13 protein-coding genes are annotated in these 21,913 nt (G+C 73.6%); 9 read left to right on the top strand and 4 right to left on the bottom strand.

Features of this window, described 5'->3' with window-relative positions:
* On the bottom strand, window positions 1-576 hold the full coding sequence (locus ACZ4MH_RS15525; RefSeq protein ID WP_351597070.1) for a YwqJ-related putative deaminase: 576 nt from the start codon (window positions 574-576) through the stop codon (window positions 1-3).
* A gap of 327 nt (window positions 577-903) precedes the next feature.
* Between ACZ4MH_RS15525 and ACZ4MH_RS15520 the strand changes: the two genes are divergently transcribed.
* The 4 genes from ACZ4MH_RS15520 (at window position 904) to ACZ4MH_RS15505 (ending at window position 7,172) form a co-directional block, all read left to right on the top strand.
* Window positions 904-1,881, top strand: coding sequence for an SMI1/KNR4 family protein (locus tag ACZ4MH_RS15520; protein ID WP_351597072.1), 978 nt, complete (start codon window positions 904-906; stop codon window positions 1,879-1,881).
* A 7-nt stretch (window positions 1,882-1,888) separates the two neighbouring features.
* Window positions 1,889-4,606 (top strand): SUKH-4 family immunity protein, encoded by a 2,718-nt coding sequence (locus ACZ4MH_RS15515; RefSeq protein ID WP_467754531.1) that lies wholly within the window; start codon window positions 1,889-1,891, stop codon window positions 4,604-4,606.
* Window positions 4,607-4,826: 220 nt separating this feature from the next.
* Window positions 4,827-5,762 carry an LCP family protein gene (locus ACZ4MH_RS15510; protein ID WP_351600643.1) on the top strand — a complete coding sequence of 312 codons (936 nt, stop codon included), beginning with the start codon at window positions 4,827-4,829 and terminating at the stop codon, window positions 5,760-5,762.
* A 174-nt stretch (window positions 5,763-5,936) separates the two neighbouring features.
* Window positions 5,937-7,172: a coiled-coil domain-containing protein gene (locus ACZ4MH_RS15505; RefSeq protein ID WP_351600634.1), complete on the top strand. Its 1,236-nt coding sequence runs from the start codon at window positions 5,937-5,939 to the stop codon at window positions 7,170-7,172.
* Window positions 7,173-7,199: 27 nt separating this feature from the next.
* On the opposite strand, the gene ACZ4MH_RS15500 is transcribed toward ACZ4MH_RS15505, so the two are convergent.
* Window positions 7,200-8,945, bottom strand: coding sequence for an MFS transporter (locus ACZ4MH_RS15500; RefSeq protein ID WP_467754530.1), 1,746 nt, complete (start codon window positions 8,943-8,945; stop codon window positions 7,200-7,202).
* Between the two features lie 331 nt (window positions 8,946-9,276).
* On the opposite strand from ACZ4MH_RS15500, the gene mfd reads away from it, so the two are divergent.
* Window positions 9,277-12,813 carry a transcription-repair coupling factor gene (gene mfd, locus ACZ4MH_RS15495; protein WP_351600631.1) on the top strand — a complete coding sequence of 1,179 codons (3,537 nt, stop codon included), beginning with the start codon at window positions 9,277-9,279 and terminating at the stop codon, window positions 12,811-12,813.
* Between the two features lie 91 nt (window positions 12,814-12,904).
* On the opposite strand, the gene ACZ4MH_RS15490 is transcribed toward mfd, so the two are convergent.
* Window positions 12,905-14,413: a DUF2079 domain-containing protein gene (locus ACZ4MH_RS15490; protein WP_351600628.1), complete on the bottom strand. Its 1,509-nt coding sequence runs from the start codon at window positions 14,411-14,413 to the stop codon at window positions 12,905-12,907.
* Between the two features lie 267 nt (window positions 14,414-14,680).
* On the opposite strand from ACZ4MH_RS15490, the gene ACZ4MH_RS15485 reads away from it, so the two are divergent.
* A complete protein-coding gene (locus ACZ4MH_RS15485) occupies window positions 14,681-15,445 on the top strand; it encodes an HNH endonuclease family protein (protein WP_351600626.1) in 765 nt (254 codons plus the stop codon).
* A 196-nt stretch (window positions 15,446-15,641) separates the two neighbouring features.
* Here the strand turns inward: ACZ4MH_RS15485 and ACZ4MH_RS15480 are convergent, their stop codons facing one another.
* Window positions 15,642-16,466, bottom strand: coding sequence for a DUF4190 domain-containing protein (locus tag ACZ4MH_RS15480; RefSeq protein ID WP_351597775.1), 825 nt, complete (start codon window positions 16,464-16,466; stop codon window positions 15,642-15,644).
* A 263-nt stretch (window positions 16,467-16,729) separates the two neighbouring features.
* On the opposite strand from ACZ4MH_RS15480, the gene ACZ4MH_RS15475 reads away from it, so the two are divergent.
* The 3 genes from ACZ4MH_RS15475 to ACZ4MH_RS15465 all read left to right on the top strand — a co-directional run bounded on the left by ACZ4MH_RS15475 (window position 16,730) and on the right by ACZ4MH_RS15465 (window position 21,884).
* Window positions 16,730-18,964 (top strand): N-6 DNA methylase, encoded by a 2,235-nt coding sequence (locus tag ACZ4MH_RS15475; protein ID WP_467754529.1) that lies wholly within the window; start codon window positions 16,730-16,732, stop codon window positions 18,962-18,964.
* 317 nt (window positions 18,965-19,281) lie between these two features.
* Window positions 19,282-20,061 (top strand): hypothetical protein, encoded by a 780-nt coding sequence (locus ACZ4MH_RS15470; protein WP_351597778.1) that lies wholly within the window; start codon window positions 19,282-19,284, stop codon window positions 20,059-20,061.
* Window positions 20,058-21,884: a serine/threonine-protein kinase gene (locus tag ACZ4MH_RS15465; protein ID WP_351597780.1), complete on the top strand. Its 1,827-nt coding sequence runs from the start codon at window positions 20,058-20,060 to the stop codon at window positions 21,882-21,884. Before ACZ4MH_RS15470 ends, ACZ4MH_RS15465 begins: the two co-directional genes overlap by 4 nt.
* Window positions 21,885-21,913: the final 29 nt, after the last annotated feature.

Here is a 21,913-nt window from a genome sequence, read left to right as displayed (position 1 = left end):
TCAGCTCCCTGCCGCGGAGAGGCCGACGGGCATGACGCCGAAGAAGGCCAGGAGTGCGTCGCAGGAGCGGCAGGGCGCGGCGTAGTGGCCGTGCTGGGGGTCGCCGTCCTCGCGGATGTGGCGGGCGGTGAGTTTTGAGTGTTTCAGGGAGCGCCGGGCCTCGCCGTTGGTGAGCGGTTTTTTGGACTGGCGTTTGGAGCGGTTGGCTTCGACGGCGGTGAGGTGCCGGGAGAGCAGGACGGCTTCCGGGCAGCGGCCGGTGAAGCGTTCGCGCTGTGCGGTGTTGAGGGTGTCGAGGAAGTCCTGGACGAGCGGGTGGAGCGCGGGGGGCTGTTCGGACTTGCTCGCGGTGCAGGTGAGGGTCTCGCCGCGGACGGAGAGGGCGGCGGCGACGGTGGGGAGGATGCCGTCGCGGCGGTGCCGGAGTGTGGGCGGCCCTTCGTTGTCGGCGGTGGCGCTCCAGCCGATTCGTGGGTCGCCGGTGGGGTGCGCGGATGACGGCGCGGTGCCCTGTTCGGTGCTCCCTGCGCCGGTTCCTGAGGCGGCCCGTGCGGCGGACTGTGCGGTGGTGCTCATCGGTGCTTTCCCTCCCTGCATCCCCCCGTCTGCGGGGGTCAGCCTGCCAAACGCGCTGGGTGTTGCGGAAGTCGGGCATGCCCTGCGGGTGTCACGGGTCGGTGCCGGTCCTTGTCACCGGTCTGTGACAGTCGGCCGGTCGGGGGTGTGGTGGCACAGATGTACGAGGGTGTGGTGGTGCGGGTGTGACGTCCCGAAAATGCGCTCGGCGGGCGGCCGGTGCGTGGCCGACGGACGGCCTGTGGAGGCGGGCGGGGGCGGGGATGGGGGTTGCCGTAGCGCTTAGGCTGTGCGGCAGTAGCCAGTTCCAGCCAGGGGGCAACCGCCATGACGACAGGTCGGCTCGGGCAGAGCGCCGCGCCACCGAACACGGCCTACGCCGGGCAGGTCGTGCATTTCCCGGACCCGGTCCGGGCCGCGCGCTTTCCGCGGGGTGTTCGGGTGGACGGTTCGGGTTTTCCGGACTTTTCTCCGTATGCGCGGGCGGCGGCGGAGATCGCCGAGCCGCCGGAGGGTTTCGGGGTCGACGAGTTGCGGCTGACGGACTTCGTGTCGGCCAACGCCGCCCTGCACGGGGAGGGCCACGAGCTGTGGGAGGACGTGCCGTCGGTGGCGACGCCGCACGGCTGGACGTGGCACCACGTGGCGGGGACGCGGCGCGTGGAGCTGGTACCGGTCGAGGTGAAGGCGCTGCTGCGGCACCACGGCGGGCTGGCGACGGCGGCGGTGGACCACGAGAAGCGCGGGACGCGGCCGTTGCAGGAGACGCGGCCGACGCACTTCGGGCTGCCGCACCGTGACGTGTCGGTGCCGGAGGACGCGGTGCTGCAGGCCGAGGAGGCGCTGGGGTACCGGCTGCCGGGCGCGTACCGGGCGTTCCTGAAGGCGGCGGGCGGGTGCGCGCCGGTGGGCGCGGCGCTCGATCCGGAGCTGGGGCTGCTGGTGGACCAGCCGTTCTTCACGGTGCGGGACGACGCGGCCGTGAACGACCTGGTGTACGTGAACAAGTGTCTGCGGGACCACTTCACGAAGGACTACCTGGGCGTGGGGTTCGTCCAGGGCGGTGTGATCGCGGTGAAGGTGCGGGGGGACGCGGCCGGTTCGGTGTGGTTCTGCGCGTACGACGACGCGCGGGACCGGGACGGCTGGTCGGTCCAGGAGCGGGTGGAGCGGCTGTTGCTGCCGTGCGGCGGGGACTTCGACGAGTTCCTGGAGCGGCTCGCGGGCAATCCGCCGGAGCTGGAGACCGTGGCGAACCTGATGGTGGACGGCGGCTTCGCGCGCGCCGTTCCGGTGGAGGGGTGACGGCGCGATGGTGACGTTCGCGCAGGCGCAGGAGCGCGCGGAGCGCTGGGTCAACGGCGAGGTGCCGGCGTACCAGCAGCGTGAGGTGCGGGTACGGGAGTTCGGGCTGGGCTTTGTGGCCTGGGCGGAGGACCGCGAGGGCGGGCCGGCGGTCGGCGGTGGCCGGCAGCGGCTGGTGATCGCCCGGGACAGCGGGGAGACGACGCTGTGGCCGGGGCTGCCGGTGGGTGAGGTGATCCGGCGGTACGAGGAGGAGTACGGCGCGGTGCCGGAAGCGGCGCCCGCGCCGGAGGTGCCGCGGCAGCGGATCGATCTGGAGCAGACGTCGTTCCTGCTGACGCCTCCGGAGTGGCTGCAGGAGGCGGCGGACGCGATCGGCATTCCGGAGCGTGGGGCGGGGTCGTCTGGGACGACGGGGTCGCAGGGGACGCCGGGGACGGAGACACCGAAGGCGGAGACGTCGGGAGCGGGGACGTCGGGGGCGCAGGCCGCTGCCGTGGAGCCGCCTGCCGCGCCGTCGCCTGTTGAGCAGCCTCCTGCCGCGCCGGCCCCCGTTGAGCAGCCTCCTGCCGCGTCGGACGCCGGTGCGGTCGCGGAGGACGAGGCGCCCGCTTCCTCCAGTACGACCTCCGGTACTTCCGCTCCCTCTTCCGGTACGTCCGCCGCCCCCTCCTGGGAGGGCACGGACATCACCGCGGACGACGACGGCGACGACCGGTCGGTGGGGCTGCCCGCGACCGTGTTCGCGCCGCCGCTGAGCTTCGACGAGGACGCGGAGCAGGGCTCGGCGCAGCATTCGGTGCGCCCGGACGCCAAGACCGAGCTGCTCCACGGGGGCAGCCAACTGCCGCCCACGGCGATCGCGCCGGCCATCGAGGACCCGGCCGCCGGTCCGCCCCCGGGCCCCGCGGCTCCGGCCGCTGCCGCGCCCGGTCTGTCGGACCTGCCGCCGCCGTCCGGCCCGCCTGTGACGCACCTGCCGCCGCCCCCCGGGGCGGCCGCCGCACCCGGTACGGCCACGCCGCCGCCGGGCGCTCCCGGTACGCCGCCCCCGGCACCCGGTACGCCCACGCCGCCCCCGGCGGCACCCAGCACGCCCCCGGCGCCCGGTGCCACGGGAGGCGGTGGTTACGTACCGACGCAGCTGGTCTCCCAGCTGGACCCGAACGCCGCAGGGCCGTCCGGCGCTCCGGCCGCGGCCGAGGGCTCGCAGCCCCCGCCGCCCGGCCCGCCGGCTGCCCCCGGTGCGCCCGGCGCCCCCGGTGGTGGCGTGCACGCGGCTGCCACGATGCTGGCCGACGGCTCGTCGCTGCCCGGCAACGCCGGTGCGGCGAAGAGCGGGGGCGACGGGCCGCCGCCCCCGTCCCCGCCCGGTATGCCCGGCGCCACAGGGCCCGGTACGCCTCCGCCGCCGCCCGGTGTCCCGGCGACCCCGCCGCCCGGAGCCCCCGGCGCTCCCGGTGGCGGCGTGCACGCCGCGGCGACGATGCTCGCGGGCCCCGGTACGCCGCCGCCCGCGGGCCCCGGTATGCCGCCTCCCGCCGGCCCTGGTGCGCAGCCTGCCGCCGGCCCCGGTATGCCGCCTCCGGCCGCTCCCGGTGCGCAGCCTCCCGCCGGTCCCGGTATCGCGCCTCCCCCCGGCCCCGGTATGCCGCCGCCCGCCGCTCCTGTGGGGCAGCCCGGTGCCCCGGCCGGTCCGCCGCCGGCGTACGGCTATCCGCAGGCGCCGCCGACCGGTCAGCCGACCGTCGGCCCCGGCTACATGGCCGTGCTGCGCTACCGCGCGCCCGACGGCTCCGAGCAGCAGGTCATCCGGCGCTCGGCGCCCGGTACGCCGCATCCGGAGTGGCAGATCCTGCACGAGCTGCGCGCGCTGAACGTGCCGCCGCAGCAGGTGCTGGAGCTCCACACCGAGCTGGAGTCCTGCGACCTGCCGGGCGGTTACTGCGCCCGGATGATCCGGGAGACCTGGCCGCAGGTGCGGATCAGCCACACCGCCGCGTACGGCCACGACCACGCCTCGCGGCAGCAGGGCGTACGGCATCTGGTGGAGCATCAGGGCGAGCTGCATCAGGTGGCGGACGGCCCGGCGCGCCCCGCGCCGGTGCGCGTGCCGCTGCCGCACCCGTCGCAGATCCAGCTCGCGCCGCCGGTCCCGCCGCAGATGATCGGGCAGGAGCTGGAGCAGGCGTTCGGGCCGCAGGGGGTCTTCCGCTTCGACCAGCGGGCGGTCTCCCGGCAGGGCGTGCCCGACGTGGTGGGGCAGACCCTGGTCTGGGCCGGCGTGCCGGTCGATTTCGGCCCGTTCTTCTGGGGCCAGGCGCAGCCGGGCCGTCCGGTGCCGACGCTGGCGGAGCTGGCGCAGGAGCGGGGCGTGCAGCCGGCTCCGGACGCGGGCTCGTACCTGGTCATGGGCTCGGACTTCGGCCGTCAGCTGTGCGTGCAGTACGGCACGGCGCACATCGTGGCGGTGCCGCTGGAGGCCGGCCCCGGTGGGCAGGCGGCGACGCCGCAGTTCGTGAACACCGGGCTGCCGGAGTTCGTGCGCTGCATGGCGATGCTGGGCCGGATGTGGCGGCTGCGGTACGGGCTGACCCCGGAGCAGGCGGGCCGCTGGACCACCGACTTCCAGGTGCAGCTGGCCTCGCTGGACCCGGCGGCGCTCGGCTCCCCGGAGACCTGGTGGTCGGTCCTGCTGGAGCAGATGTGGGACGGCCTCCTGTAGCCGTGGGGCGGCGGCGCTGAGCGCGGTGTCGCCCGTACGGCTGTGACGGTGTGTCATACGTGGCGCTCGACCTGCGAGGCGGGTCGGGCGCCACGATCATGCCGGTATGGCCCCACCGCCCCCGCCCCCGCCCTCGCCGCCGCAGCCGAATTCGTCGACGCTGTACCGCTCGGGGCGCGGGCGGCGCCGTCGCGGGTGGTCCTGGCCGCGCCGGATCGCGCTGCTGGTGACCGTGCTGGTGCTGCTGGCCCTGGCGCTGGCGGTCGCGCTGTTCTTCTGGGCGGGCGGGCAGCTGCGCCAGATGGACGCATTGAGCGGCTATCCGGACCGGCCGGCCGCGGGCAAGGGTACGAACTGGCTCCTGGTGGGCTCCGACAGTCGGCGCGATCTGACCCCCCGCCAGCAGCAGGAGCTGCACGTGGGCCATGACGCGGTGCGCAACACCGATACGGTGATGCTGCTGCACTACGGGGACAGCGGCCCGTATCTGGTGAGCCTGCCGCGGGACAGTTACGTCGCGGTGCCGGGACACGGCAAGAACAAGATCAACGCGGCGTACGGGCTGGGCGGCGCGAAGCTGCTCTCGCGCACCGTCGAACAGGCGACGGGCCTGCGACTGGACCACTACGCCGAGGTCGACTTCCTCGGCCTGGTCCGGGTGGTGGACGCGCTGGGCGGGGTGCGGCTGTGCCTGGACGCGCCGCTGAAGGACGAGAAGTCCGGCGCCGACTTCCCGGCGGGCTGCTCGGAGATGAACGGCACGCGCGCGCTGGCGTACGTACGGGCCCGTTACAGCGACCCGAAGGGCGACCTGGGGCGGGTGGAGCGGCAGCGGGCGCTGATCAGCGCGGTGTCGGAGAAGATGCTCGGCCCCGGGACGCTGCTGAACCCGTTCCGGACGGTGCCGGCGCTGGGCGCGGCGCTGGCGGCGCTGCGGGTGGACGACCGGACCGGCGTGGTGGACCTGACGCAGATGGGACTGTCGATGAAGCAGGTGGCGAACGGTTCGGGGACGGCCACGACGGTCCCGGTGACCGGTCCGGGGACGGAGGTCGCCGGGGCGGGGGACGTGATCCTGTGGGACGCGCAGCGGGCGCGGCGACTGTTCCGTGCCCTGCGTGCCGACGAGCCGATTCCGACTTCTGCCGAAAAGTAACGCATCCTTGGGCAGTGATAGGTGCGGAGTGTCGCGTTATGGGCGCTTCGGAACAATCAACAAAGATGTGCGCCGGACCACGTCACTGTCGGAGAGGGGCTTTGAGGGATGAGTGCATCGGTGTCGCCTCACGGATTCGAGGTCGTACGAGGGCGTGGTTACCGTCCGGTGGACGTGGACCGCAGAGTCGAAGGGCTCTCCGTCGACCGCGACTCCTGCTGGGAACGGGCGGCCCGCCTCACTGTGCTGGCCAACGAGATGACCGCCGAGCTGGAGCGGCTGCGCGAGTACCTGGCCCATATGCCGCCCCAGACGTACGAATCCCTGGGCGAGCAGGCCCGGCTGATCCTCACCACGGTGGAGTCCGAGGCGGAGCGGCTGCGCACCGAAGCGGCGGCGGACTCCGAGCGGCTGCGGGAGGAGGCGGCGGACTACGGGCGGGAGCAGGGCGACGCCGCCGACGCGTACGCGCTCAAGGTCTGCCAGGACGCCGAGGACGCCGCTGTGCGCGCCGAGGAGGCGGCACAGGCCGAGGCGCGGACGACGGTCGAGGAGGCCGCCAGAGCCGCCGAGGAGGTGCGCCAGGAGGCGGAGGAGGGGCTCCGCGAGATGCGCCGGCGCACCGCGGAGGTCCTGGAGGACCAGGAGAAGAGCCTGGCCGAGCAGTGGACGGCGGCGGAGCAGGAGCTGGCCGACCGGGAGCTGGCCATGCAGCAGCGGATCGCGGAGCTGGAGGAGCGCGGCGAGGCGCGCATCGTGGAGGTGCAGCGTCATTACGCCAAGATGGAGGAGTCCGCGCGGCACATCGATGAGGAGGCCGCGGCCCGCGCCTCCGAAATGATCGCGGAGGCGGAGGCGGAGGCGGCCCGCGTCGAACGCGCCACGGAACGCGTCCTGCGCGAGCACGAGGAGCGCCGCGAGGAGCTGCGCTCCCACATGGCACACGTACGCAGCAGCCTGGCCACCCTCATGGGCAAGGACCCGGAGGCGGCGGAGCAGGAGCACGAGCCGGACCCGGCCGGCTCAGGTGGCCCGGTGGCCGCGCAGGACCCCGACTCCGGGCACGTGTACGACGTGGCGACGGACGGCGGGGAAGGCGTACGGGGGCACACCGAGACGCCGTACGAAGAGGACGGGAACGCGTCGTACGAAGAGGCTTCGGACGCCGCGTATGAAGGCGCTGCGGACGCTGTGTACGAAGAGGCTCCGGGCGCCGCGCACGAAGGAGCCGCGGACGCTGCGTACGGAGGCGGTGCGGACGCTGCGTACGAAGGGATCCGCGCCACCGAAGCCGCGCCCGCCCCCGAAGCCGCGTCCGCGCCCGCTCCCGAGGAGGCCCCCGCCAAGCGGGGTGTGGACCCCGACGAGGAGGACACGCTCGAGACCGAGCTGCCGCGCACGGAGGGCTGAGCCGCCCGCCCCGCCCGACCGCCCGCCTCAGCCCTTCTCGGCGGGCCCGGCCTCCGCCTCGCCCCGCGCGTCCGCGTGGACGGGGAAGCGGCGCGGGGCGAAGAGCAGCGCGGCCAGTGCGAGCAGCCCGGCGACGGCGGCCCCGTAGTAGACGTGCTCGACCGTGGCGTCCACGGCGCGCCGCAGGTAGTCGGCGGCCTGCTCGGTGAGCGTGCCGGCGCGTTCCAGCGCGCGGGAGACGGCATCCAGGTCGCCCGGCAGCCCGGCGCGGATGCCCGCGGGCGCGTCGGCCAGCCGCCCGGCCAGGGTGGCGTTGGCGACGGCGCCGAAGAGCGCGGCTCCGACGGACTGGCCGACCTGGCGGCAGAAGAGGATCGAGGCGGTGGCGGTGCCGCGTTCGGCGTACCCGACGGAGGACTGCACCCCGATGATCAGCGGCAGCTGGAAGAGGCCGAGGGTGGCGCCCAGCGCGAGCATGAGCAGCGCCGGCTGCCAGGCCGCGCCGGGGTAGGGCAGCCGCGGGAAGGCGAGCAGCACCAGCGTGGCGGCGGCGATGCCGAGCAGCGCGCAGTTGCGGATGCCGACGCGGTTGTAGACGTGGCTGCTGAGCGCGGCGGCTATCGGCCAGCTCAGCGTCATGACGGAGAGGACGAAGCCGGCCGCGATGGGGCCGAGGCCCAGGACGGCCTGGGCGTAGGTGGGCAGGAAGACGGTCGGGGCGACCATCAGCAGGCCGAGGGCGCCGAGCGCGAGGTTGACGGTGGAGATGGTGCGGCGGCGCCAGACCCAGCCGGGAATGATCGGTTCGGCGGCGCGGCGTTCGATCAGTACGGTGACGGCCGCGCACACGGCACTGCCGCCCAGTAGGAGCAGCGAGGGCGCGGACAGCCAAGGCCAGGCGACGCCGCCCTGGACGAGCGCGGTCAGCAGCAGCCCGCCGCAGGCGAAGACGGCCAGCGCCCCGGGCCAGTCGATGACCGGGCGCGTGGTGCGGGCGCGGTGCGCGGGGCCCTCGAAGCCCCTCTTGTCTTCGAAGAAGTGGCGCAGGACGAGCCAGAGGGCGATCGCGCCGACCGGCAGGTTGACGAGGAAGATCCAGCGCCAGTCCGCGTACGCCGCGAGCAGGCCGCCGAGCGCGGGCCCGGCCACGGAGGAGGTGGCCCAGACGGTGGAGAGCTTCGCCTGTATGCGCGGCCGTTCCTTCATGGGGTACAGGTCGGCGGCGATGGTCTGCACGGTGCCCTGGAGGGCGCCGCCGCCGAGGCCCTGCAGGACGCGGAAGGCGATCAGCGAGGCCATGTTCCAGGCGCCCGCGCACAGCAGCGAGCCGACGAGGAAGATCACGATGCCGGCGACGAGTACGGGCTTGCGGCCGAAGGTGTCGGAGAGCTTGCCGTAGACGGGCAGGGTGACGGTGACGGCCAGGAGATAGCCGGAGAAGAGCCAGGAGAAGACCGAGAAGCCGCCGAGGTCGCCGACGATCTGCGGGACGGCGGTGGCGATGATCGTGGAGTCCAGGGCGGCCAGCGCCATGCCGAGCATGAGGGCCGCGACGACGGGACCGCGGCGGGTGGCCGGGGAGGTGGAGGACGTGGGCGCCGAGGACGGGGGTGCGGCTCTGTTGGGCGCGGGCCCGAGGCGTACGTCCGGCGCCTCCGCAGTGCGCGCCGCCTCCTGTGTCTGCGGTGCCTCCGGTGTCTGCGGTGCCTCCGGCGCCTCTGGCGCGGCGCCTGTCGTCCGCTCCGGTTCCGTCCGTCCGCCGGTACCGCTCACCGTGCCCCCTCCGCCGATCCGTGTACGGGACACCATTCCACGCGCGGTCGGGATGCGGTACGGGGCTTCTCGCCCGTCGAGACGGTGCCGCGCCGTCGTGGCCGAGCGCGCAGTTCCCCGCGCCCCTGAGGGCGCCCTCAGGGGCGCGGGGAACCGCGCGACCAGCCACAGCGGCGGTGCGCCGGTACCGCGCTCGCGAACCGCCCCGATGGCCTCATCCGCACCGCGGCCGGGCGTACGCTGGGAGATCCTGGCCCGCCCGCGGTGCCGGCCGTCGAGCCGCCGCAGGGCGGCACCGCGTTGTCCGACTCCCTGGGACGGAAGCCTTTTCATGAGCCTGACAGGACTGCTCGACGCCGTCGTACGGGACCCGGCGCTGGCCGAAGCGGTCGAGGCCGCCACCGACGGGCACCGCCGCCACGTGGACCTGGTCGGCCCGCCGGCCGCCCGCCCCTTCGCCGTCGCCGGGCTGGCCCGGGACGCCCAGCGCCCGGTGCTCGCGGTCACCGCGACCGGCCGGGAGGCCGAGGACCTGGCCGCCGCGCTGCGCTCGCTGCTCCCCGAGGACAGCGTCGTGGAGTACCCCTCCTGGGAGACCCTGCCGCACGAGCGCCTCTCGCCCCGTTCGGACACCGTCGGCCGCCGCCTCGCCGTGCTGCGCAGGCTCGCCCACCCCCGCAAGGACGACCCGGCGACCGGCCCGGTCTCGGTCGTGGTCGCGCCCGTGCGCTCCGTGCTGCAGCCGCAGGTCAAGGGGCTGGGCGACCTGGAGCCCGTCGCGCTGCGCACGGGCGAGAGCGCCGACCTCGGCGAGATCGTGGACGGCCTGGCGGCCGCCGCGTACAGCCGCGTGGAACTGGTCGAGAAGCGCGGCGAGTTCGCGGTCCGCGGCGGCATCCTGGACGTCTTCCCGCCCACCGAGGAACACCCGCTGCGGATCGAGTTCTGGGGCGACGACGTCGAGGAGATCCGGTACTTCAAGGTCGCCGACCAGCGGTCCCTGGAGGTCGCCGCGCACGGCCTGTGGGCGCCGCCCTGCCGCGAGCTGCTGCTCACCGCCTCCGTACGGGAGCGGGCCGCAGCGCTCGCCGAAGAGCACCCGGAGCTCGGCGAGCTGCTCGGCAAGATCGCCGAGGGCATCGCGGTAGAGGGCATGGAGTCCCTCGCGCCGGTCCTCGTGGACGAGATGGAGCTGCTGCTGGACGTGCTGCCGGCGGGCTCCATGACGGTGGTCTGCGACCCGGAGCGGGTGCGGACGCGCGCCGCCGACCTGGTCGCCACCAGCCAGGAGTTCCTGCAGGCGAGCTGGGCGGCCACGGCCGGCGGCGGCGCGGCCCCCATCGATGTCGGCGCGGCCTCCCTGTGGGGCATCGCGGACGTCCGGGACCGCGCCCGTGAGCTGGGCATGATGTGGTGGTCGGTCTCGCAGTTCGCCGCCGACGAGGCGGGCGAGGCGGACGGGGACACCCTCAAGCTCGGCATGCACGCCCCCGAGTCGTACAGAGGTGACACCCAGCGGGCGCTCGCCGACACCAAGCAGTGGCTGGCCGACGGCTGGCGCACGGTCTACCTCACCGAGGGCCACGGCCCCGCGGCCCGCACGGTCGAGGTGCTCGGCGCCGAGGGCATCGCCGCGCGGCTGGACTCGGAGCTAGCGGAGATCTCGCCGTCCCTCGTGCACGTCTCCTGCGGCTCGATCGACAACGGCTTCGTCGACCCGGGGCTCAAGCTCGCGGTGCTCACCGAGACCGACCTCTCGGGCCAGAAGGCGGCCGGCAAGGACGCCACGCGGATGCCGGCCCGCCGCCGCAAGACCATCGACCCGCTGACCCTCGAAGCGGGCGACTACATCGTGCACGAACAGCACGGCGTGGGCCGGTACATCGAAATGGTGCAGCGTACGGTCCAGGGCGCCACCCGCGAGTACCTCCTCGTCGAGTACGCGCCCGCCAAGCGCGGCCAGCCCGGCGACCGCCTCTACATCCCCACCGACCAGCTGGAGCAGGTCACCAAGTACGTCGGCGGCGAGGCCCCGACGCTGCACCGCCTCGGCGGGGCCGACTGGACCAAGACCAAGGCGCGCGCGAAGAAGGCCGTCAAGGAGATCGCCGCCGACCTGATCAAGCTGTACTCCGCCCGGATGGCGGCGCCCGGCCACACGTTCGGCCCGGACACCCCCTGGCAGCGCGAGCTGGAGGACGCGTTCCCGTACGCGGAGACGCCCGACCAGCTCACCACCATCGCCGAGGTCAAGGAGGACATGGAGAAGTCGGTCCCGATGGACCGGCTGATCTGCGGCGACGTCGGCTACGGCAAGACCGAGATCGCGGTGCGCGCCGCCTTCAAGGCCGTCCAGGACGGCAAGCAGGTCGCCGTACTGGTGCCGACCACGCTGCTCGTCCAGCAGCACTTCGGCACCTTCACCGAGCGCTACGGCCAGTTCCCCGTGAACGTCCGCGCCCTCTCCCGCTTCCAGACGGAGACCGAGTCCAAAGCCACCCTGGAAGGCCTCAAGGACGGCTCGGTCGACATCGTCATCGGCACCCACCGGCTGTTCTCCTCCGAGACGAAGTTCAAGGACCTGGGCCTGGTCATCGTCGACGAGGAGCAGCGCTTCGGTGTCGAGCACAAGGAGCAGCTGAAGAAGCTCCGCGCGAATGTGGACGTGCTGACGATGTCGGCCACGCCCATCCCCAGGACGCTGGAGATGGCGGTCACGGGTATCCGCGAGATGTCGACGATCACCACCCCGCCCGAGGAGCGGCACCCGGTCCTCACCTTCGTCGGGCCGTACGAGGAGAAGCAGATCGGCGCCGCCATCCGTCGCGAACTGCTCCGCGAGGGCCAGGTCTTCTACATCCACAACCGTGTGGAGTCCATCGACCGGGCCGCGGCCCGCCTGCGCGAGATCGTCCCCGAGGCGCGCATCACCACCGCCCACGGCCAGATGTCCGAGTCCGCGCTCGAACAGGTCGTGGTCGACTTCTGGGAGAAGAAGTCCGACGTACTGGTCGCCACGACCATCGTCGAGTCCGGCATCGACATCTCCAACGCCAACACCCTGATCGTTGAACGAGGGGACAATTTCGGCCTCTCCCAGCTCCACCAGCTGCGCGGCCGGGTCGGCCGCAGCCGCGAGCGCGGCTACGCCTACTTCCTCTACCCGCCCGAGAAGCCCCTGACCGAGACCGCGCACGAGCGCCTGGCCACCATCGCCCAGCACACGGAGATGGGCGCCGGCATGTACGTCGCGATGAAGGACCTGGAGATCCGCGGCGCGGGCAACCTCCTCGGCGGCGAGCAGTCGGGCCACATCGCGGGCGTCGGCTTCGACCTGTACATCCGTATGGTCGGCGAGGCCGTGGCGGACTACCGCGCCGCGCTGGACGGCGGCGTGGAGGAGGAGCCGCCGCTGGAGGTCAAGATCGAGCTGCCGGTGGACGCGCACGTCCCGCACGACTACGCCCCCGGCGAGCGGCTGCGCCTGCAGGCGTACCGCGCGATCGCCTCCGCCAACACCGAGGAGGACATCGCCTCGGTACGCGAGGAACTGACCGACCGCTACGGCAAGCTCCCCGAGCCGGTGGAGAACCTCCTGCTGGTCGCGGGCCTGCGGATGCTCGCCCGCGCCTGCGGCGTCACCGACATCACGCTGCAGGGCTCCAACATCCGCTTCGGCCCCGTGGAGCTGCGCGAGTCCCAGGAGCTGCGGCTGAAGCGGCTGTACCCGCGTACGGTCATCAAGCCGGCCACCCACCAGGTCCTGGTCCCCCGCCCGGCCACGGGCAAGATCGGCGGCAAGCCCCTGGTCGGCCGCGAACTGCTGGCCTGGGTAGGGGAGTTCCTGACGTCGGTGCTGGGCTCGTGACGTCGGTTCCGGGACCCTGACGTCGGTTCCGGGACCGTAGCCGGGCCGCGGCGGCGGCGCTTCGGGCTTCGCCGCCGCTCAGCCCTTCGTCTCAGTTCTTCGTGGTGCTGTCCGTGGTGGCTTTCGTGGCGCGTTTGAGGAGCGTGAGGCCGCCGGCCTCGCCGTCCGGTACGTACACCGCGCCGGGATGGCGGTGGCCGGCGTCCGCGAGGGCCTGCGGGGTGGTCCGGCCGTCGCGGAGCTGGACGGCGACGTAGTCGGGGGCGATGCCGCGGGTGTCGCCTATCCAGTACACCGTCGTACGGCCGGTGAGGCGGCTGAGCGGCCGGACGTCGGCCTCGACGGTGGCGCCGTCGGGGATGCGGCCGAGCAAAGCCTCGGCCTGCGCGACGGAGGGATCCGCGCGGTAGGTGTCCGCTTCGGTGAGCCGGGCGAGCGGCAGCGTCGTGGTCAGCGCGAGGGCCGCGGCCAGCGCGGCGGCCGGGAGGTGCGCGGCGTAACTGCGCAGCCAGGGGCGGGCGCTCACACGGAAGCGGGGCAGCACGTCGGCCAGGGCGAGGAAGACCACCGGCATCAGGACGGCGCTGTAGTGCCAGTCGGTGCCCCAGTAGTGGTCGTCGTGCGAGACGAAGCGCCAGCCGATGGTCGGCACCGCGGCGAGCAGCAGCGGTGAGCGCAGGGCCAGCAGGCCGGTGGTGGGCAACAGGATCCACAGCAGCGTACGGACGGCCGTGCCCACGGGGATGAGCGGTGCCGGGCCGCCGTCGCCGCTGAGCTTGGTCCAGTAGTCGTACGAGCCGGTGCCGTTGAAGGCGGGGATGATCACGCCGAGGGTGAGCGCGGTGGCGGCGAGGCCGAGGAGGACCAGCGCCACGGCAGCGGGCACCGCCCGCCGGGCCCGGATCAGTACGATCACGCCGACGGCCGCAGCGGTCACCCCCAGGTCCTCCTTGACCAGGACCAGCGGGGCCGCCCAGCACACCGCGGCGGTCCAGCGCCTGCCGATCACCGCCTCCAGCGAGAAGGCGATCATCGGCAGCGCGAACGCGATCTCGTGGAAGTCGAAGTCGACCGCGCGCTGCAGTCCCCAGGACAGCCCGTACGCCACGCCGACGGCGAGCCCGGCGCGGCGGCCGAGCAGCCGGGCCGAGCACCGGGTGACGGGCACGGCGGACAGCGCGAAGAGCGCGGCCTGCACGACGAGCAGGGTCACGGGGGAGGGCAGCAGCCGGTAGAGCGGGGCGAGCAGGGCGAGTACCGGGCTGAAGTGGTCGCCGAGGATGTTCGCGCCGGGGCCCTTGAGGTCGGCGACGGGCGCCCGGAGATGCGCGTAGGACCGTACGACCTGCTCGAATATCCCGAGGTCCCAGGAGATCGTGCCCATGGTGCGGTACCGCTGCACGGACAGCGTGGCGAACAGGGCGAAGAGGACGGCGGCCGTCCAGTACGGATCCAGGCGCGGGGCGCGCAACGCGGCGACCCGGACACCGAGTCGGCCCGGCACACCGAGTCGGCCCGGCACGCGTCCGGTACGGCCGTCGGCCGCGGCCGGGGTCCGTGCGCCGGCCTCGCCCGTCGCGGTTGCTGCGGCCGTGTCCATGCGGATCCTTACTCTTCCTCGCTAGTCCGGTCCCGTGCTGCTCTGCTCTGCCCTGCTCTCGCTCTTGCTCCTACTCCTGCTCCTGTTCTCTTCCTGCTCCTGCGCCTGCTCTCTGCCGTCACAACTTCCGAAAAGGTACTCGAAACCATCGAATCGGACGGCCCGTCATACAAGGTGGCCGACGAGACGTACGGTCACCAAGGGGCGGGCACCCGTCCCGGCCACCGTGCCGCAGCCGAAGATCGCCTTGATGCAACCGAAGATTGGATGTCTCCCTTGATACGGTCCGCGCTTCCCGTACGCCGTGCCGCGCTCTCCGCGACGGCCCTGGCCGCGACCCTCGCCCTGGCCGGCTGCAACCCGTCCGGTGGCAGCACTCAAGGAGACGGCAAGCGGAGCCCGGACGTTCCCGCGGCGACGGGCGAACCGGGCAGTGCGCTGGCGGCGGTCGGCTCGCTCACGGTCAAGGGCCGGGCCCCGAAGACCGGGTACGAGCGGGACCGCTTCGGCACCGCCTGGGCCGACACCGACAGCAACGGCTGCCCGACCCGCGAGGACATCCTCAAGCGCGACCTGACGCAGGTGCACTACCAGGACGGACACTGCAAGGTGTCCTCGGGCGAACTGGCGAAGGACCCCTACACCGGGCAGCGGGTGATCTTCCGGCGTGGCAGCAGCCTCGTGGACGTCGACCACGTCGTGGCCCTGTCGGACGCCTGGCAGAAGGGCGCCCAGCAGTGGCCGGCCGGCAAGCGGATCGCGCTGGCCAACGACCCGCTGAACCTCATCACGGTCGGCGCCTCCGCCAATCGCCAGAAGAGCGACGGCGACGCGGCCACCTGGCTGCCGGCCAACAAGGGCTACCGCTGCGACTACGTTGCCCGGCAGGTCGCGGTGAAGAAGAAGTACGGCCTGTGGGTGACGCGCGCGGAGAAGGCGGCGATGGGCAAGGTACTGAACACCTGCCCGACCGAGAAGCTCCCCGCCGGCGGCAACCCGACCGAGGCCCCGTCCCGCTTCCACGCGCACTAGCCGACTGCCTGAGGCGATCGGGCCGGCTGCCCGAGGCGACCGGGCTGGCTGCCCGAGGCGACCGGGCTGGCTGCCCGAGGCGACCGGGCCGGCTGCCCGAGGCGACAGGGCCGGCCGCCCGGCGCGCGGGAGACGGCAGCCGTGCCCGTCGGCCGGTGACGGCCGGCCGGGCACGGTGCCGGTGGTCAGGGGCGGGTCACAGACCCAGGTCCCACTGGGACGCCTCGTGGTCCAGGCCCGGCGTCACCTCGACGTCGAGGTTCTTCGCCGCCGCCGGCGTGTCGAAGGCGAACTCCACACTCGCGCTCTTGCCCGGCAGAATCTTGCCGTTGAAGCCCTCGCCGACCGTGCCGTCGAATATCTGCTCCGTGGCCTTGCCGTCCTTGCCGGCGCGCGCCTCGACCAGGGTCAGGGTGCTGTCGAACTTCTCCTTGCCCTTGTTCTGCACCTGCACCGTGACCTTGTAAGCCTTCTTGCCCTCCTTGTGGCCGACGGCGAACTCGCCGACGGTGTACGCCGTCGCCTTGGACACCGTGACGCTCAGCCCCGTGTCGTACTCGGCGGTGTCGCCGGCGTGCAGCGCCTCGCCCGTCTTGCCCTTCGAGCCGCCGCCCGTGTCGGCCGCGTCCTCGCCCTCCGAACCGCCGCCCTTGGGCTGCGCGGTGGAGGTCTCCAGCGACTTGTTGATCTCGTCGACCGTGTCCTTGACCGCGGTGAAGGTGATGACCGCGCCGACCACCGACAGGATCAGCGAGGCGACGGCCAGCAGCACGCCCGCCAGCGCGACCCCCTTATTGGTGGCCTGACCGCGCTTGGCGCGGCCGCGGCCGACCAGGCCGAAGATCAGGGCCAGCACGCCGAGCGTGCCGGCGAACCAGAACATGAGCGGTATCAGACCGGACAGGACCCCGATCACGCCGAGCACGAGGGCCGCGATGCCCAGGCCGTTGCGCGCGGCCTGCGGAGCCGGGCCACCCGTCGGAACCGGGGCGCCGGGCGGGAACTGCATCTGCTGGGACATGGCTGTGGGTCCCTTCCGGGAGTCTCGATCGGTTCTGACGAAACGACCTGAAGAAAGAGAGAGGAGAAGAACAAGGAGAAAGTCGAGAAAGGTGGAGCTGGTGTTGCGATGGTTCAATAACAGCAGAGGCTGTGAACCGAGTCAACACCGTTCACGTGAAAGAGTTAATTCACGGCGTGAAGGGGTTTGAGGCTGTGTCGTGGGTATGCTCGCTGACACAGGCGACACAGACGCGACGGAGCGATCGGACGGGAGCCAGTCAGGTGCCGGAGAACGCAACACCGGAGACCCCAGCGCAGACCGCGGTGGAAGCCGCGGTCGCGGCGGAGGTGACCGCTGCGGGCATCGCGCGTCTGGCCGGCGTGGGCCGGGCCGCGGTCAGCAACTGGCGCCGCCGGCACGCCGACTTCCCCAAGCCCGTGGGAGGCACGGAGGCCAGCCCCGCCTTCGCGCTGACCGCCGTCGAGCAGTGGCTGCGCGACCAGGGCAAGCTCGCCGAAGTCCCGCTGCGCGAGCGGGTGTGGCAGCAGGTCGCGGGCCACCCGGCCGGCGCCGCCACGGCCCTGCGGCACGTCGGCTCCGTCCTCCTCCTCGTCCGCGACCGCCCCGCCGTCTGGCGCGGACTCGCCCGGGCCGACGACGACACCGAGCTGACCGGTCTGCTGCCGCCCGCGCTCGACGCCGTCCTCACCGCCCGGCTCGGCCCTGCCCATCCCGTCACCGGCCTCACCCGCGAGACCCTCGCCCCGTCCAGCGCCCTCGTCCGGGCAGCCGCCGAGCTCGCGGAGGACGCGGAAGGCGCTCCGTATGCGTACGAGTTCCTGCTCGGCCGCCATCTGGACGCCAACCCCCGGCAGTACACCCTCACCCCGCCCGGCCTCGCCGCCCTCATGGCCGAGCTGGCCGGCCCCGCCGCCGCCGTCCTGGACCCCGCCGCCGGCACCGGCACCCTGCTGTACCCCGCGCAGGAGCCGCCTCTCGCGGAAGCGCCGATCGCCAAGGGCGGGCCCAAGGGAGAGGAGCACGCCGAGGAAAGGGCGCAGGGAGAAGGGGTCGGGGTCGGAGACGGGGACGGGCCGGATCCTCAGGCGCGGCCGGGGCCCGTCGCGCTCTACGGGCAGGAGGCCGACGCCGATCTCGCCGCGCTCACCGCCCTGCGCCTGGCCCTGCGTTCGCCGGAGACCCAGGTCCGGATCCAGGCCGCCGACACCCTGCGCGACGACGCCTTCCCCGACCTCGCGGTCGACGCCGTCCTCACCCACCCGCCCTTCAATGAGCGCAACTGGGGCCACGACACCCTGGCCTACGACCCCCGCTGGGAGTACGGCTTCCCGGCCCGTACGGAATCGGAGCTGGCCTGGGTGCAGCATGCGCTGGCCCGCCTCAAGACCGGCGGTACGGCTGTCCTGCTCATGCCGCCCGCCGCCGCCTCCCGCCGTTCCGGCCGCCGGATCCGCGCCGACCTGCTGCGCCGCGGCGCGCTGCGGGCCGTCATCGCGCTGCCCGCCGGCGCCGCCCCGCCGTACGGCATCCCGCTGCACCTGTGGGTGCTGCACCGGCCGGGCAGCGCCCCGCCGCCCGCACCTCACCTCCTGGTCGTCGACACCGCCGAACTCGCCCCGGGCGGGCGGGACAAGCTCGACTGGCAGACCGTGCGCGCCACCGTCCTGGACGCCTGGCGGGCCTTCGACCACGAGGGCGGCATCGAGGAACGGCCGGGCGTGCGGCGCTCGCTGGCCGCCATCGATCTGCTGGATGACGACGTCGACCTCGCCCCGGCCCGGCACCTCCCGCCGCCCGCGGCGGGAGGTGGTCCCGCCGAACTGGCCCGCGCTCACGAGGAGCTGACCGCCGCCCTCGCCCGTACCACCGACCTCGCCCCGGCCCCCGCGCCCGCCGGCCGGGCGGCGCCCGCCCGCTGGCCGCTGACCACCGTCGGCGAGCTGGCCCGGGCCGGCGCGCTGCTGCTGCGGGCCGGCGGGCCCGGCACGGCCGCCCTCGGCGAGGGCCCCGTCCAGCTCACCGAGCACGACGTCATCGGCGGCACCCCGCCGTCCGGCACGCTTCCCGAACCGGCCACCGGGGACGCCCCCGAGGATCCCGTCCTTCTCCAAGCGGGCGATGTCGTCGTGCCGGTGCTGGGCGGCGGCGCCATCGCCCGGGTCGTCGATGCCGCCAGTGAGGGCGCTGCCCTCGGCCGCAACCTCTTCCTGCTGCGGCCGGACCCGTCCGCGCTGGACCCCTGGTTCCTCGCCGGGTTCCTGCGCGGCACCGCCAACAACCGCCAGGCCAGCAGCTACGCCTCCACCGCCACCCGGCTCGACGTCCGCCGCCTCCAACTGCCCCGGCTGCCCCCGGCCGAGCAGCGCGGTTACGGCGAACACTTCCGGGCGCTCGCCGCCTTCGAGGAAGCGCTGCGCGAGTCGGCCCGGCTGGGCGAGAGGTTGGCGCAGGGCCTGTACGACGGGCTGACGGACGGGTCCATATCGCCGGGGTGATCCGGCAGGGGGAGAGAGGGCGGTGAGCCGCCGGGGCCGGTGACCCGCGGGGGAGCGGAGGGGGAGCGGAGGACGCTCGCCGCGCTGCCGCCCGCCGCCCGTCGCTCGCTGAGCCGTCGCCCGTCGCCCGTCGCCCGCCGCCCGTCGTTCCTCGCGCCGCCGCCCGTGGTCGGTGTGCCGCCGCCGGTGGTCGGTGCGCGCAGGGGCGGCTGTGACCGGACCGGGATGTGGTTCCGTACAACCCAGGCGGTGTTGTCAGTGTCGGTATATACGCTCGAAAAAAACCGCCACGACGGCCATACCGACCAGGAGCAGCAATGCACGGCCCCGCCCCGGCTCCGCCACCGCCCCGCCTCCTCAAGCCGGGCACGGTCGTGCTGCTGCGGGTGGTCTTCGTGGCGATCGCCGTGCTCAGCCTCGGGTTGCTCGCCTGGGTGACGTTGCTGCGCGCCGCGCTGGTGCACCGGCGGCCGGTGGGCTGGTGGATCTTCGGCGTGGACGCGGCGCTGGCCATCCCGCTGCTGGCCGTGGTCGGTTCGGTGCCCGAGAGCGACTGGCGAGGGGACGTTGCGCTGGCCCTGATCCTGCTCCAGATGGCCGGTGCCGTCGCGTACTACCTCGTGGTCGACATCCGTGCCCGGGCTCATGCCCGTTCTTTCGCGGGGTACGGCGCTCCCGGCCGTACTCCGGGGGCGTACGCGGGCCCCGAGGGGTACGGCGGATACGGAGGCCCGGTCGGGTACGGCGGCCCTGGGAGTCCTGGGAGCCCTCGGAGTCCTGGCGGCGCTGGTGGCCCTGGCGCGTACGGCAGCGGTTCGATGTATGAGCAGGGCACGATGTCCGGTGGCCGGCCCGGGCCCTATCCCTTCATATCCGGAGCCGGCGCCATGGCGAACCCGTACGCCACCCAGTTGCAGCCCCAACCGCCCATGGCGCAGCCGCAGCCGCAGCCGCCTGCGGTCCAGCCCCAGCCGCGGCCGCAGCGTATTGAGCGGGTGCGTGCCGAGCTGGACGAGCTCAGCGAGTACCTCCGCCGGGGTGCCAACGACGGGGAGAGCGCCGGGGGCAACGGCCACCACCAGGAGGAAGGGCGGTGAACGGCAGAGTCATCGCCGAGCGGTACGAACTCTCCGCGCTGCTCGGCCAGGGCGGCATGGGCCAGGTGTGGATCGCGTACGACCGGCGCCTGGACCGCCGGGTCGGCGTCAAGCTGCTCCGCCCCGACCGGCTGGCCGGCGCGCCCGACGCCGAGGAGCTGCGCCACCGTTTCGCGCGCGAGTGCCGGGTGACCGCGCAGGTCGATCACCCCGGCCTGGTCACCGTGCACGACGCGGGCAGCGACGGGGACGACCTTTTCCTGGTCATGCAGTACGTAGAGGGGGCCGACCTCGCCGACCACCTCGCCGAGCACGACCCCTATCCGTGGACCTGGGCCGTGTGCGTGGCGGCGCAACTGTGCGCGGTGCTGGCGTCCGTGCACGCGGTGCCGATCGTGCATCGCGACCTGAAGCCGCGGAACGTCATGGTCAAGGCGGACGGCACGGTCACCGTCCTGGACCTCGGCATCGCCTCCGCGCTGGACACCGACACCACCCGTCTCACCCACACCGGCTCGCCCATCGGCAGCCCCGCCTACATGGCGCCCGAACAGGCCATGGGCGGGACGGTCGGCCCGTACACCGACCTGTACGCGCTCGGCGTGCTGCTGCACGAACTGCTCAGCGGGTCCGTGCCGTTCGCCGGGTCGACGGCGCTGGGTGTGCTGCACCGGCATCTGTACGAAATGCCGGTGCCGGTGCGGCAGTTGCGCCCCGACGTGCCCGAGGCGCTGGAAGCGCTGGTGCTGCGGCTGCTGGCCAAGGACCCGGAACACCGCCCGGCCGACGCGCAGGAGGTGTACCAGGCGCTGGCCCCGCTGCTCCCGCACGCCGGCTCCGGAAGAGGGGAAGGGGGAGAAGGCGCGGGGGCAGGGATGACGGCCGGTGTTGCCGGAGGGCACGGGATGCCGCTGCCGGGGGTGCCTATGGATCCGACCCGGCCGTTTCTGCTGCCGCATGCGCCGTGGCCGCGCCGCGCGGGAGCGCCGGGCGCCCCCGGCCCCGGTCCCGCCCCCGCCCCCGCCCCTGCCCCCGGGCCCGCGGTGACGGCCGTACCGGTGATGGCTGGATCGTTGGCAGATGTACGAGCACCGGCTGCACCAGCCGTGCCCGTACCGCCCATGCCCGTACCGCCCATGCCCGTACCGGCCGTTGCCGTAGCGCACGTTCCGGGCTCATCGATGCCCGTACCGCCGGGGCTCGCACCGTCGGGTACGGACCCTCGTACGCCGACCCCCGCGCCGTCTTCCGCCCCCGCCCCCCTAGGGCTGGACGTCGCGGCTGCCGTTGATGAGGTCAAGCGGCTGCTGGACCACGGGCGGATCACGCAGGCCGTCGACATCCTGGGCGGCATCCTGCCAACCGCCGCCGCGCGGCACGGTGAGCACTCACCGGTCGTCCGTACTCTGCGCAAGCAGTACGCGGCCACGCTGATGGACGACGGGCAGTACCGGCGTGCGCTGCCGGAACTGCGACTGCTGGCCGAGGAGTTCGCGCGCGGGTCCGGTCCGCGGGCGGCCCGGCAGGCGCTCCAGTTCCGTTTCGAGGCGGCGCAGTGCCTGGAGCAGCTGGGCGAGGCCGCGGCGGCCCTGGAGGAGTACCGCACGCTGCTGCCGCACTTCGAGGCGGCGCCCGACGACCCGGTACGGCCGTTGGAGATTCGGCGTTCCATCGGCCACTTGTTGCTCGCGCTCGGCGAGCGCGGTGCGGCGCAGGAGACGCTGGCCCGGCTGCTGTACGACGCGGAGCGGGTGCACGGTGCGCATCACGCCTTTCCCGCGGAGGTGCGCCGGACGCTGGAGTGGCTGGCCCGCGTCCGCTGAGCGGACGCCCGGCCGAGCCGCCCCGCCAC

This window comes from Streptomyces sp. NPDC026301 (genome assembly GCF_055567935.1).
The sequence above is the reverse complement of the archived record's forward strand: the minus strand, read 5'-3'. Positions and strand labels throughout refer to the sequence as shown.

Excerpts from the sequence above, each read along its gene's own strand:
- mfd (WP_351600631.1), top strand. The coding sequence starts at position 9,277 with ATGAGCCTGACAGGACTGCTCGACGCCGTCGTACGGGACCCGGCGCTG.
- ACZ4MH_RS15470 (WP_351597778.1), top strand. The coding sequence starts at position 19,282 with ATGCACGGCCCCGCCCCGGCTCCGCCACCGCCCCGCCTCCTCAAGCCG.
- ACZ4MH_RS15480 (WP_351597775.1), bottom strand. The coding sequence starts at position 16,466 with ATGTCCCAGCAGATGCAGTTCCCGCCCGGCGCCCCGGTTCCGACGGGT.
- ACZ4MH_RS15490 (WP_351600628.1), bottom strand. The coding sequence starts at position 14,413 with ATGGACACGGCCGCAGCAACCGCGACGGGCGAGGCCGGCGCACGGACC.
- ACZ4MH_RS15525 (WP_351597070.1), bottom strand. The coding sequence starts at position 576 with ATGAGCACCACCGCACAGTCCGCCGCACGGGCCGCCTCAGGAACCGGC.
- ACZ4MH_RS15485 (WP_351600626.1), top strand. The coding sequence starts at position 14,681 with ATGTCTCCCTTGATACGGTCCGCGCTTCCCGTACGCCGTGCCGCGCTC.
- ACZ4MH_RS15515 (WP_467754531.1), top strand. The coding sequence starts at position 1,889 with ATGGTGACGTTCGCGCAGGCGCAGGAGCGCGCGGAGCGCTGGGTCAAC.
- ACZ4MH_RS15520 (WP_351597072.1), top strand. The coding sequence starts at position 904 with ATGACGACAGGTCGGCTCGGGCAGAGCGCCGCGCCACCGAACACGGCC.